The sequence below is a fragment of the Vibrio kanaloae genome (assembly GCF_024347535.1).
GTDB lineage: Bacteria > Pseudomonadota > Gammaproteobacteria > Enterobacterales > Vibrionaceae > Vibrio > Vibrio kanaloae.
In genome coordinates this window covers 944,536-956,738 of sequence record NZ_AP025498.1, presented here as the reverse complement: position 1 = coordinate 956,738, position 12,203 = coordinate 944,536, and the positions used below count along the sequence as shown (strand labels likewise).

General features: G+C 43.1%; 12 protein-coding genes. 9 read left to right on the top strand and 3 right to left on the bottom strand.

Annotation, left to right across the window (positions count from 1 at the left end; all coding sequences use genetic code 11):
- Nucleotides 1–171 precede the first annotated feature (171 nt).
- The gene (locus tag OCV24_RS18455) at nucleotides 172–1,152 is read left to right on the top strand and encodes a TDT family transporter (RefSeq protein ID WP_017058176.1); all 981 of its coding nucleotides are present in this window, start codon (nucleotides 172–174) and stop codon (nucleotides 1,150–1,152) included.
- A gap of 134 nt (nucleotides 1,153–1,286) precedes the next feature.
- Here OCV24_RS18455 and hmpA read toward each other — a convergent pair whose 3' ends face one another.
- Complete coding sequence (hmpA, locus tag OCV24_RS18450; RefSeq protein ID WP_150877277.1) at nucleotides 1,287–2,483, bottom strand: NO-inducible flavohemoprotein; 1,197 nt, start codon at nucleotides 2,481–2,483, stop codon at nucleotides 1,287–1,289.
- Between the two features lie 366 nt (nucleotides 2,484–2,849).
- On the opposite strand from hmpA, the gene norR reads away from it, so the two are divergent.
- Both norR and OCV24_RS18440 read left to right on the top strand, forming a co-directional pair.
- Nucleotides 2,850–4,442: a nitric oxide reductase transcriptional regulator NorR gene (gene norR / locus OCV24_RS18445; RefSeq protein ID WP_017058174.1), complete on the top strand. Its 1,593-nt coding sequence runs from the start codon at nucleotides 2,850–2,852 to the stop codon at nucleotides 4,440–4,442.
- Nucleotides 4,443–4,531: 89 nt separating this feature from the next.
- Nucleotides 4,532–4,891 carry a glutaredoxin family protein gene (locus OCV24_RS18440; protein WP_017058173.1) on the top strand — a complete coding sequence of 120 codons (360 nt, stop codon included), beginning with the start codon at nucleotides 4,532–4,534 and terminating at the stop codon, nucleotides 4,889–4,891.
- Nucleotides 4,892–4,999: 108 nt separating this feature from the next.
- On the opposite strand, the gene OCV24_RS18435 is transcribed toward OCV24_RS18440, so the two are convergent.
- Nucleotides 5,000–5,635, bottom strand: coding sequence for an OmpA family protein (locus OCV24_RS18435; RefSeq protein ID WP_017058172.1), 636 nt, complete (start codon nucleotides 5,633–5,635; stop codon nucleotides 5,000–5,002).
- A 254-nt stretch (nucleotides 5,636–5,889) separates the two neighbouring features.
- Between OCV24_RS18435 and OCV24_RS18430 the strand changes: the two genes are divergently transcribed.
- The 6 genes from OCV24_RS18430 (at nucleotide 5,890) to OCV24_RS18405 (ending at nucleotide 11,482) form a co-directional block, all read left to right on the top strand.
- Nucleotides 5,890–6,516 (top strand): thioredoxin domain-containing protein, encoded by a 627-nt coding sequence (locus OCV24_RS18430; protein WP_046224878.1) that lies wholly within the window; start codon nucleotides 5,890–5,892, stop codon nucleotides 6,514–6,516.
- Nucleotides 6,517–6,592: 76 nt separating this feature from the next.
- The gene (locus tag OCV24_RS18425) at nucleotides 6,593–7,066 is read left to right on the top strand and encodes an FKBP-type peptidyl-prolyl cis-trans isomerase (protein WP_017058170.1); all 474 of its coding nucleotides are present in this window, start codon (nucleotides 6,593–6,595) and stop codon (nucleotides 7,064–7,066) included.
- 173 nt (nucleotides 7,067–7,239) lie between these two features.
- Nucleotides 7,240–7,830, top strand: a complete 591-nt coding sequence (locus OCV24_RS18420; protein ID WP_046224880.1) for a TetR/AcrR family transcriptional regulator — start codon at nucleotides 7,240–7,242, stop codon at nucleotides 7,828–7,830.
- A 143-nt stretch (nucleotides 7,831–7,973) separates the two neighbouring features.
- Nucleotides 7,974–9,005 carry an NADP-dependent oxidoreductase gene (locus OCV24_RS18415; protein WP_017058168.1) on the top strand — a complete coding sequence of 344 codons (1,032 nt, stop codon included), beginning with the start codon at nucleotides 7,974–7,976 and terminating at the stop codon, nucleotides 9,003–9,005.
- A gap of 35 nt (nucleotides 9,006–9,040) precedes the next feature.
- On the top strand, nucleotides 9,041–9,661 hold the full coding sequence (locus OCV24_RS18410) for a glutathione S-transferase family protein (RefSeq protein ID WP_150877280.1): 621 nt from the start codon (nucleotides 9,041–9,043) through the stop codon (nucleotides 9,659–9,661).
- 150 nt (nucleotides 9,662–9,811) lie between these two features.
- Nucleotides 9,812–11,482, top strand: a complete 1,671-nt coding sequence (locus OCV24_RS18405) for an RluA family pseudouridine synthase (RefSeq protein WP_150877282.1) — start codon at nucleotides 9,812–9,814, stop codon at nucleotides 11,480–11,482.
- 272 nt (nucleotides 11,483–11,754) lie between these two features.
- On the opposite strand, the gene OCV24_RS18400 is transcribed toward OCV24_RS18405, so the two are convergent.
- A complete protein-coding gene (locus tag OCV24_RS18400) occupies nucleotides 11,755–12,051 on the bottom strand; it encodes a YkgJ family cysteine cluster protein (RefSeq protein ID WP_077681393.1) in 297 nt (98 codons plus the stop codon).
- Nucleotides 12,052–12,203: the final 152 nt, after the last annotated feature.

Genomic DNA, 12,203 nt, shown 5'->3' with positions numbered 1-12,203 from the left:
AGATTAGTCGTGCTTAATGTCCCGATTTCGCATCAAAGTAAAAAAAGCAAACGTTATACTTGCTATTATCCTCTCAAACTTCTCTGAGTGCCCAATGACATCCTGTGACGGCACAATTGAATGTTGTCGTTAGATTATACGTTCTAAAATCAATTGAGCTGGAGCAAATCGTTGAACTGGAAAAGGTTAACCCAAGTAAAAAATGTGCCGCCATCTCAGGCGTCTTTAGCACTTGGAATAATTGGACTAGGACAAGCTTGGGCTTTATATGTTCCAGGTATTGGTGAAATCATTCGCCCCTACCTTGCTTCATTTGGCGGTTTGTTACTACTGCCCGTTCTACTCCGTTATCTAACAAGCTTTAATACCTTTTTAAATGATATCCGCCACCCGTTAAGTGGAAGCTTAATGGCACCGATGAGCATGGCGCTTCTAATTCTGTGTGACTATTTAGCTGAAATATCGCCAGTTATTGCCTATCCAATTTGGTTCTGTGCACTATTACTGCATTTTACCATGATGGTGTTGTTCTTTAGCTTTCAGATCATCAATTTCAAAATGTCGAATATTGTCCCGAGTTGGTTTCTTTATCCTGTAGGTTTAATTAGCAGTTCACTGGCGGGAACACAATTTGGCCATACGGTGTTTTCTGAAACACTCGCAACGACATGTATTACTATCTATTTCTTCATGCTTCCCGTAGTACTGTATCGCTTGGTTTTCGAAGGAAATCTTCCTCGCAGAGCAAGGCCAACACTCGCCATTATGGCAGCACCTGTGAACTTATCTTTAGCCGCTTATTTAGTCAATTTCGATAGTCCAGACCCGATACTAACAGGCGCTTTGGCTGGTATCGCCATCACCATGACACTGCTGATTTACTTGTGCTACATTCGCTTAATGCGCTTGAAATTCCAACCTTCAATTGCTGCGGTGACCTTTCCATCGGTAATAAGTGCTATTGCTATGCATCGCTTAACCACATTTTTCGGCACTGAATATCCACAATGGTATTGGCTACACAAGTTTGGCTTCTTTGAACTTACCATAGCTACAATATTGGTTATTTGGGTGGCTGGCGGTTACATAAAAATGTATTGGCCAGAGTGTTTTGATTCTGATTATACGTCTCAAAAGATCAAACGTTCTTAAATCGTTCGCCAGAAGCGCCTATTTGATAAAACGTCCCCCAATTTCCGGTTCAGGCAGAATGAACCAAACGAAAAAAAGCCTCACACTGTGAGGCTTTTTAATGGGCAAAGTTTTTAATAGAACAGACCTTACGATTAGAAGTTAGCGTGAGGGCCAAATACTTCGTAGTGTACGCGTGAGCGGTCAACGTTAAGTGCGTCTAGTTGTTCCACAATGTTCTTCATGAAGCCAACCGGACCACAGATGTAAAAATCACTCTCATCAAACCCTTTAGTATCCGAGATAGACGCTAGATCCATTTGACCGTGATGTGTGTTGTCACATGCAGATTCATCTTTGTTCATGTACCACGTTTTCGCTTCCCAACCTTTGTCGGTAATAATATCTTTAACACGAGTCGTGAAAGAGTGTTGGCCTACGTTCTCACAAGCGTGAAGGTACAGTACTGGCTCGTTTTTATCTTCCGTGTTTAGGAACTCAAGCATAGACTGCATCGGCGTGACACCAACACCTGCAGAGATAAGCGTTACTGGCTTGCTGCGCTCTTGATACATGAAGTCACCTGCTGGTGCGTATAGGCTAATCTCATCACCAACAGCAACCGTATCGTGTAGGTGGTTAGATACAACGCCCTGTGTCTCTTGACCTTGTCCTTCACGTTTAACAGAAATACGGTATTGCTTGCCGTTTGGCTTATCAGAGAGTGAGTATTGACGAATCTCGCTGTATTGAGAGCCTTCCGGTTTCACTTCGATACCGATGTATTGACCTGGTGTGTAATCCAGAACTTCACCGCCGTCTTTTGGCTGAAGGATAAAGCTAGTTACTAGCGCTGACTCTTCAATTTTGTCTGCAATCACAAACGCACGTGCTGCTTCCCAACCACCTACCGCTTGCTTACGCTGTAGGTAAAGTTCAGCTTCACGATCGATGAATACTTGCGCTAAGAATAGGTAAGCGGCTGTCCATGCTTCTTCCACTTCTGGCGTAAACGCGTCAGCAGCTAATTCACGTAGTGTTTCAATCAGGTGTAAACCAACAATTTGGTAGTGCTCTGGTTGAATGTTAAAACTGGTATGCTTTTGTGCGATACGTTCAACCGCTGTGGTTAACGCTGCAAGGTTTTCAATATTTTTTGCATAAGCCGCGATAGCTTCAAACAGTGCCACACCTTGGCGACCTGTTCTTTGATGAGTCATATTGAAGATATCTTTCAATTCCGGGTTATGCGTGAACATACGTTGATAGAAGTGTTGAGTTAAAGCAGGGCCTGCGCTCTCAAGTAGAGGAATCGTAGATTTGATGATTTCGATATGTGCATTGTTAAGCATGAATTTACTCCGAACACTGAGCCTTATGACCTATATGTCATTTTGACTACTAAAAATTAAGAATGACTTATCGATTTTCTGAAACCTTAGTTATTTTTAGAAACTGAGTTATTTTGACTCGTTTTCATTTCAAAAAATCGCGAAACCTGATTAATGCCACCTGATTGATTGAGATCAATAATAGTCTGTTTAATCAGCGCTATAATTGGGCTTCGATGCCTCTTTTGCACAATCAGTGCCAATTTTATCAATCCCCGTCATTACTGGTTTTCTTTTCAAAATCCATCTTATAAAAACGTCAAAAAGACCTTTTTTTTAAGTCAATAAGACTCTACTATGTAGATAAACACACAGTTAGAGTTTTTTATGCAAGATATCTCCGCATCTACCCTTATGGAAATGACCATTGGCCTCGCAAGTGGTGTGAATGATCAAGATCGTTTCAATCGCCTCATCGATGCCATTCGCAAAACCATAACGTGTGATTGTGTCGCGCTTTTAAGCCTTCAAGGCGACACGCTAGTACCCATCGCAATGCAAGGGCTCAGCCGAGATACATTCGGTCGTCGCTTTATCATTTCAGAGCACCCGCGGTTTGAAGAGATCTGCGCGTCTCGCTCTCCTGTTCGTTTCGATGCTGACAGCTCCCTACCCGATCCTTTCGATGGTTTGCTTATTGACCATGATGGCGATTTACCAATGCATGCTTGTATGGGCTTGCCTTTACTATTTGGCGACAAGCTATTGGGCATTTTGACCCTAGATAGCTTGAAACCTGATGTCTTTGCGAATATTCCGGCGCGCAACCTTGAGGTGCTGGCAGCTATTGCAGCCTCAACGATGCAGATGGCGCTGACTTTCTCGCAACTTGAACATCAAGCAAAACAGTCAAAGCAGTTATTAGAAGAGTTAAATGTAGAGGCGTGGGAACGAGATGGCGGAGAACTGATCGGTAAAAGCGATACTATGATGGCGCTTAAGAATGACATTGCGATTGTTGCGCCTTCAGAGTTCAATATCCTAATTCACGGTGACACGGGGGTTGGTAAAGAGCTCGTGGCTCGTACTTTGCACCATCAATCTCAACGTAAGCGTAACCCACTCGTCTACGTAAACTGTGCTGCTATTCCTGAAAACTTAGTAGAAAGTGAACTGTTTGGTCACGTTCGTGGCGCGTTCACTGGCGCAGATAAAAACCGCTTAGGTAAGTTTGCTTTGGCCGATGGTGGCACACTGTTCCTTGATGAGATTGGTGAATTGCCTTTAGCTGCGCAAAGTAAGCTACTGCGTGCGCTGCAAAATAACGAAATTCAACCTGTTGGCCAAGATAACATTCAAACCATTGATGTTCGTGTATTAGCCGCGACCAACCGAGACTTAAAACAAGAAGTCGAAGATGGCCGATTTAGAGCCGATTTATATCACCGGTTGAGTGTTTACCCTATTGCTGTGCCCGCACTAAAAGATCGTGGTGACGATATCAGCTTGCTTGCGGGTTTCTTCCTAGAACAAGCACGCCGTAAACTTGGCATCAACCAAGTGAAATTCCGCTCTGATGTTCTAGTATTTCTCAATCGTTATGGTTGGCCAGGTAACGTGCGTGAACTTGAGCACGTGATCAGCCGCTCAGCATTGAAAGCGTTAGCGCGTAGCACCAATAAAAACCTGGTGACAATTACCAAAGAAGATTGTGGCCCACTCGACCAAGATCAACCGATCGCAACCACACAAGCGAAGACGACACCGCTATCGACACCAACGATCGATCTCTCGGAAGGGTTGCGAGGAGCAACAGATGACTTTCAACGCAGCATCATTACTGAGGTGTTAGAAAACGCCAACTTTAACTGGGCGCAGGCAGGGCGAGTGCTGAAAACAGACCGAGCAAACTTAACTCGACTCTCTAAACGTTTAGGGCTAAATGTGGCTAAGTCTCACACGATCGAACGGACAAAATAGATATTAGCGGTTTGTTGCGAGCATCTGGCAATACTTGTGTATATAATGCTGCAAATTGTAACGCTAATTTTAAATATGTAGAGAGAGTTATGAAGTTTATCCGTTGGTTTTTAGGTCGTGTCATCTTGCTATTGAATTTTATCTTCAGCCCACGTGGTGTGAAACGTTCTCAGGAAGAGCAAAGCAAAGTGAATGAACAAGCAAAAACGCACACGTTATACCAATTCGAAGCATGCCCGTTTTGTGTAAAAGTGCGCCGTGCCATGAAACGTCAATCGGTTCAATTCGAACTTCGTGATGCAAAAAACAATGAACAACATCGTGCAGAGCTTGAAGCTGGTGGCGGTCGTGTGAAAGTGCCTTGTCTACGTATCGAAAAAGATGGCAAAACTGAGTGGATGTACGAATCTTCAGATATCGTGACTTACTTAGAAAAGCAGTTTGCATAAGCAATTAAGCGACAAAAGCCAGATACAAAAAATCCCTCGAATGTGAGGGATTTTTTATGTCTATTATTTGGTGCTAGTCGTTTAAATTAGGAGCAAAAGCTCAAATGACTATTTCGCCACAATCAGCATCAGCTCTACACGGCGGTTACACGCCTTACCTTGTGATGAAGCGTTGGTACAAGCCGGGACATACTCACCAAAGCCACGAGTATAAATAGAACGACTAGAAACGTAGTTACTCTCTAATCGAGCTTTCACTTCTTTTGCACGCTTCTCTGAAAGAGGATCATTGATTTGATCAGTACCTGTGTTGTCGGTATGACCTTCAATCACAACATCGATATCTTGGCGTTGAGATAAGTAACTCCCCAACGTATCTAACCATTGGTTATACGCAGGTTCGGGGTATGCAGAACCTGTTTTAAAGTTCACATGTTGTTCAAGCTTTACCATCACATGGTTGCCAGGTAAAACTTCGAAATCGATTCGATTTTGTCTTAAAAAGACTTCCAACGGATCATTGGTCGACACGCCACGTCCGTAGTTGGTAGTGATGGTTCTTTGTTGATGAGTGCTGCTCTGAATCGAGTATCCACGATTACTTGCTACATGAGTCGCTTGAACCTCACCCCATTCAGGATGGATAAGATCGTAATCCGTTTGCGGTGCAGTCTCTAGCATTCCACCACCTAACATACTTGTTGGTAACGTCGTTTCACAACCAGCCAAAGCTATGCTTAACATTATCGCTAAATATCTCATTACTTCACCAACCACTTATGCAGATAACCATTCACTAATGTCTATATCGGCACCGAGGGAAAAACTTTAGACAAAAAAACGCACATCAAAAAAGTGCTTTTAATCACAGTTAACCATCAACCGGCCTGCCATCACTCGCTTGTTTGAATTGTTTGCATTTATTTACCTTATAATTGTTTTCCAATTCGTACTAAATAGTTAGAATCTCACGACTTCTTAACACTAGAGTAAACATTATGTTTAAACCATTTGCTAAATTCATTACAGCACTCGCAGCCGTACTTATTATCGCGGGTTGTAGTGAAACAGACGAGCCACAGAAAGGTGTTCAATACGAAGCGCTTCCTACTGCTCTAACAGAATTGAACCTATCTCCGGTCACTGAGATTTTCTCTCTTAACTGTGGTCATTGTCGTAAAATGGAAAGTGCTATTCCTGAGATTGAGTCCCTGACAGACCAAAAAATTGGAAAAGTGCATGTCACATTTAATGAAAGTGCTCAAATTAGCGCCATGATCTTTTACACCGCAGTAATGCAGCTTGATGCGACACCTGATCACTCCTTCATGGACGACCTATTCGGTGCGGTTCAAATGGGTGCCGATGCAACACCGGAGCAGCGCCAACAAGCTCTAGAAACAGCTTTTACTTCTCGCGGTTTGGTTAGCCCATACCAGTTAAACAAAGAACAGCAAGTTGCGCTTTTTGACTACGTTAAGAAAGCCGAAGAGATCTCTGTAAAAGGTCAGATCAACTCAGTACCGACATTTATCATCAACGGTAAATACCAAGTACTCACGGCCGGCCACCAAGACGTTGCCAGCATCGCGAAAACGATCAACTACCTTTTGACTCAACCATAATCACGGCTTTAGCCAACTGATTAACACATTCTGCATTAATTACGAAATTCAGCACTCAATATAAATAGGTTTTACTATGTCTAAATTTATCATCCCGGTCATCGTCTTTGTTTTGGCCGGTTTCATGATTTACCGTACCTGGATGAATCATAAATCTGGCGAGGAGAACTTCGAACAAGGCCAACAATTCCTACTGGAAAACGGCACTAAAGAAGACGTGATTACGACTGAAAGCGGCCTTCAATACCTTGTGCTTGAGGAAGGTACAGGGACTGAACACCCAACTAAGAACAGTAAAGTAACGGTTCACTACCACGGCACTTTGATTGACGGCACTGTTTTCGATAGCTCGGTTGAGCGCGGCGAGCCGATTTCATTTGCTCTTAAGCAAGTCATTAAAGGCTGGCAAGAAGGATTGACTTACATGGTTGAAGGCCAAAAAGTTCGTCTATTTATCCCAAGTCCATTAGCTTACGGTAAAGGCGGTTCAGGCCCTATCCCACCGTCATCAACTTTGATTTTTGATGTTGAATTAATCTCCATCAAATAACAGAATTCGTTGACTTAAGCCCCAATATACAAACCATGTTGGGGCTTTTTATCTACTAGAAAGCACGACAACTTCAGGATATTCAAAGACTAACTCTTCTAGTTGGATAACGGATTAAATGATCTAGACATACAAACTAGACGACTGGTCTAATTTAAATTATAGTACTGTTCATGAAAGAAAAAACGAATGACACCCGCTTACATATTTTGAATGTTGGTTATCAACTAATGGTAAACAACGGCTTTAATAACGTAGGCCTATCGCAATTGCTTAAAGAAGCGGACGTGCCTAAAGGTTCGTTTTACCACTACTTTAAATCTAAAGAACAATTTGGTGAGGCGTTAATTCAACACTATTTTGAAGACTACATCACCAAGATTGAATCAATCTTAGTACACAGTGAAGATAGTCATTTTCAGCGAATCATGAGTTACTTTTCACTATGGACTAAGACCGAAAACGGTACATGTAATGCTCACAAGTGCTTAGTGGTTAAACTAAGCGCAGAAGTCTCTGATCTTTCTGATCCTATGCGCCAAGCGCTACTAAAAGGTGCTGAAAAAGTAACAAATACAATCAAGCAATGCATTATTGGTGGTATTGCAGATGGCTCTATAAAGCTTGAAAACAGCCAAGAAGCGGCTCAAAACTTATATTCTATGTGGTTAGGTGCTAGCTTGTTAAGTAAATTAAGCCAAAGCTCCCATAGCTTACAGTCAGCTTTGAGCCTTACCGAACGAATTTTAAAAGGTGAAAGCTAGTAACGCGCAGCGCGTTTTATTCGCTTTAACTTAAAAGAAATCACCCGCCCTCTTATCAATTTGATGATGGCGGGATTTTTAGATGACAACCATAGACGACTGGTCTAATTCTAAATAAGCATAATATAAATTAAGGACATCCAATGACTCAACAAGACAATCGCCGCATCGTATTGGCTTCTCGCCCAGTTGGCGCACCGACTCAAAACGACTTCCGTTTAGAAACAGTAGCCGTACCAACAATTAAAGATGGCGAAATGTTACTTCGCTCAGTGTACCTTTCTCTAGACCCATACATGCGTGGTCGAATGAGCGACGCTAAATCGTACGCTGACCCAGTTGCAATTGACGAAGTGATGGTCGGCGCAACCGTATGTCAGGTTGAAGAATCAAACAACAGCGATTTTGAAGTCGGCGAATGGGTATTGGCTTATACAGGTTGGCAAGATCTTGGTGTTTCTAACGGTGAAGGCCTAATCAAACTAGGTAAAGAACCAACGCACCCTTCTTACGCACTTGGCATCATGGGCATGCCTGGTTTTACGGCTTACATGGGTTTATTAGATATTGGCCAACCGAAAAAAGGCGATACTCTGGTCGTAGCTGCAGCAACAGGCCCAGTAGGTGCAACCGTTGGACAAATCGGTAAACTAAAAGGCTGTCGTGTTATCGGTGTTGCTGGCGGTCAAGAGAAGTGCCAGTACGCTAAAGAGGTACTTGGCTTTGATGAATGTATCGATCACAAAACCGACGACTTCGCAGAGCAGTTGGCTAAAGCATGTGACAACGGCATCGACGTCTATTTTGAAAACGTTGGCGGCAAGGTTTTCGACGCAGTAATGCCATTGCTTAACACCGGTGCTCGTATTCCTGTTTGTGGCCTAGTGTCTCAATACAACGCGACATCGCTTCCTGAAGGTCCAGATCGCATGTCCAGTCTTGTTGGTACCTTGCTAGTCAAGCGTATTAAGATGCAAGGCTTCATAATCTTTGATGACTACGCGCACCGTTACAACGAGTTCGCAGTGCAAATGACTGAATGGTTGTCTCAAGGAAAAATACATTACCGCGAGCATCTAATTGAAGGGCTAGAAGAAGCGCCGCAAGCATTTATTGGCCTATTAGAAGGTCAAAACTTCGGTAAACTTGTTATTAAAACTAACGACGCTAAGTAAATTCAATAAACGGAATAAGTTAAATAGGTACAATCATGATTACTCTACATCACTTAAATAAATCACGCTCAAAACGTATCATCTGGCTATTGGAAGAGCTTGGTGTTGACTACCAAATTAAACCATACCAAAGAGACAGTGTAACGTTTCTAGCGCCGCCAGAATTAAAGTCGGTTCACCCATTGGGTAAATCTCCGGTTATTGAAGACGATGGCGTTGTGATCAGCGAATCAGGCGCGATTACCGAGTACCTCATCGACAAGTTTGGCCAAGGTAAGTTTGCACCGGAACGTGGCACAGCTGAGTATGTTGAATATTCACAGTGGCTACACTTCGCTGAAAGCTCTGGTATTTTACCGATGCTACTTAAAATCTTTGTCATGAGAGATGGTACTGAGACCAACTTCCTAAGCGGTTACGCAGATGATGAAAGCCAAAAAGTCTTAACCTATGTGAATAATGCATTGGAAGGCAAAACCTACCTAGTTGCGGAAACACTAACGGGAGCTGATTTTATGATGTCGTTCATCGTAGAAATCGTAGGAAACTTTGGTGCAACGGCGCTTTATCCTAACATTGCTAAATACAGCGAGCTGTTAGCTAGCCACCCTGCTTACCAAAAAGCGGAGCAAATAGAGCTAGAGCACTCGAACTGATCGAGTTTCACTCAAACGCTTGCTTCTTAGGGTAAACACGAGACAATAATTGATGCCAAAGCCGATTTATCTTCTGCTTTGGCTTCTCATTTGTCTTCATTTCGACAACAATATCGAACTCTAACTGAACAGCCACAGAGTTTGATCTTAATGCCAACAAACCTTGCTCAATACACACCTCTGCAACTAGCAAATGTAGATTTAGCGCTGCCGAATCGTTTTACGTTCCCGTATTACTATACCCCGCACCCTACATGTAAATTAGCCATGCAACAGCTTCAGCAGTCACTCATTGACAATGGTGTAAATGAAACCTCGCAAGGTAAACTCTATGCCGTTCTTCTTGTTCAGAATCCAATAACGCAAGAGATAGGCTATCTTTCTGCGTTTTCAGGCTTACAGCTAGATCCGATACTGGCCTCTCAGTTAAAAAGTATCGACTTCGTTCCACCAGCATTCGACTCAGAACAATTTCAATCTCAAAATAGTGTAAACCTCGCTCGCCAATCACGACTAGCGGATGACATTGAGAAGCTACAAAAATCACACAACCTAGACGCATTAGAATCTGACCTTGAAACGCTGAAAGCAGAGTCAACTCAAGCTATTGGAGCCTTTCAGTTAGCAATGGCCGAGAACAAAGCGCAGCGCACCGTACTAAGAGAGCAAGCCAATCAAGAAAAGACATTCGGGAATCTAGAGTCGGCAGCAAGCCTACTCAAGAAATTAGGTAACCAAAGCAGCCAAGAGAAACGCGACCTTAAAGCCCTTCGTATTGAGTGGAAACAAAAGATCACAGAGCGCCAATTACAGGTAGATGCGATCGAGAGTGAATTGAAAAATCATAAGCAAGATTACCAAGCTATTTCTGCTGAATTAGAAGCTCAACGTTTGAACCACTACCGCTTTATCAACCAAGCAACTGAATCTAAGAGCTTACTTGATCTGTTGGAAGGCAAAGATGCACTTGAAGGTTCTGGTGACTGCTGCCTACCTAAGCTGCTTAACTTTGCCTTTGAATACGGTTTTAAGCCATTAGCGTTGTCTGAATTTTGGTGGGGATTGCCTCCAGCAGATGTCATCCGACAACACGGAAACCTATACCCTGTTTGCCAAAGCAAAAGCTTCGAGATTCTCGACCACCAGCTAAACGGCATTGAGTTAGAAGATAACCCACTTATCGTGAACCCTGCGTCGAGTAAGTCTTTCGATATTGTTTATGAAGACAACGAGATCGTGGTGGTTAACAAACCAGAAGAGTTTCTCTCGGTTCCCGGCAAGTTTATCGAAGACTCGGTTTATACACGCATTAAGGCGCGTTACCCAAATGCGACAGGCCCTTTGATCATCCATAGACTGGACATGTCGACTTCAGGGCTATTGATCTTAGCGCTTACAGCAGCGTCAAACAAACACATCCAAAAACAATTTATCGATAGAACGGTTGAGAAGCGTTACACCGCTCTGCTAGATGATGAAATAGAGGGTAGATCTGGTGATATCAGCCTACCCTTGCGCGGCGACATCACGGACAGACCAAGACAGCTGGTTTGCCATGAACATGGACGAAATGCAGAAACCCATTGGGAAGTTGTCAGCACGAAAAATGGCAAAACCAAGGTTAACTTATACCCTAAGACGGGCCGCACACATCAGTTACGTGTGCACTGTGCTCATCCATTCGGTCTTGGTGTTCCAATCCGCGGTGATGATCTTTATGGTTACAAACGCGATCGCCTACATCTACATGCTGGGTACCTCAAATTAATTCACCCAGTAACGGGAGAGTGGATCGAGTTTGAGGTGCCTTCAGAGTTCTAAACAAAATGTACTGTGAGGAGTGCGAAAGCCTGAAAGAGAGAATGGCTAGGTATTCATCAAACCGAATACCTAATTAATGTTCCAAGGTACTCTGTTGTCTCAGAGTATCATCTTGTTTCAACGCTTTGTGTGGTTTAATAAAGCCTATGGCTATTTCGAGGCACTATCTATCGATAGTGAATAAACTAAACCCACTGCATTCATACATTGATCTCAATGAGCAGGCCATTCATATTAAGCGATTGAGAGCTCGCTTTTAAGGCCAACTAACACTATTCACCCATCACATCAATTCGCTGCTCGACACACTCAAAAGAGCCCATTTCAAACTCACGACAGATCCAAGGTCGGTTTTCGTAGATAGTACACATTAGCGTTTCTCTATCAACAGCCGAACACCAGCCGTCGTCTAATCTCAGCATGGTTTCGCCGCCCCATTCGTCATAAGCAATATGCTCTTCAGGAACGCCGGTATCTGTGATGATCATAACTTCTAACCGACAACAGCATGCCTGACAATTGGCACAAGTTACTTCAGGTTCGGTTACGTTCTTTATCTCTATGGTCATAAGTGACTACACTGCTAAATTTTTCGTATAGTAATAGAAACCGTCCGCTACGGCTAATAAAGAAAGCAGACGACATATTTTAGGTGTGTAAAAATAACAATAGGCGTTGTGATGAATCACAACGCCTATTGTATTGCTGTTTTTATCGCCAC

Coding starts and splice junctions, on each gene's coding strand:
- hmpA (WP_150877277.1), bottom strand. CDS start 2,483: ATGCTTAACAATGCACATATCGAAATCATCAAATCTACGATTCCTCTA.
- norR (WP_017058174.1), top strand. CDS start 2,850: ATGCAAGATATCTCCGCATCTACCCTTATGGAAATGACCATTGGCCTC.
- OCV24_RS18440 (WP_017058173.1), top strand. CDS start 4,532: ATGAAGTTTATCCGTTGGTTTTTAGGTCGTGTCATCTTGCTATTGAAT.
- OCV24_RS18435 (WP_017058172.1), bottom strand. CDS start 5,635: ATGTTAAGCATAGCTTTGGCTGGTTGTGAAACGACGTTACCAACAAGT.
- OCV24_RS18430 (WP_046224878.1), top strand. CDS start 5,890: ATGTTTAAACCATTTGCTAAATTCATTACAGCACTCGCAGCCGTACTT.
- OCV24_RS18425 (WP_017058170.1), top strand. CDS start 6,593: ATGTCTAAATTTATCATCCCGGTCATCGTCTTTGTTTTGGCCGGTTTC.
- OCV24_RS18420 (WP_046224880.1), top strand. CDS start 7,240: ATGAAAGAAAAAACGAATGACACCCGCTTACATATTTTGAATGTTGGT.
- OCV24_RS18415 (WP_017058168.1), top strand. CDS start 7,974: ATGACTCAACAAGACAATCGCCGCATCGTATTGGCTTCTCGCCCAGTT.
- OCV24_RS18410 (WP_150877280.1), top strand. CDS start 9,041: ATGATTACTCTACATCACTTAAATAAATCACGCTCAAAACGTATCATC.
- OCV24_RS18405 (WP_150877282.1), top strand. CDS start 9,812: ATGCCAACAAACCTTGCTCAATACACACCTCTGCAACTAGCAAATGTA.
- OCV24_RS18400 (WP_077681393.1), bottom strand. CDS start 12,051: ATGACCATAGAGATAAAGAACGTAACCGAACCTGAAGTAACTTGTGCC.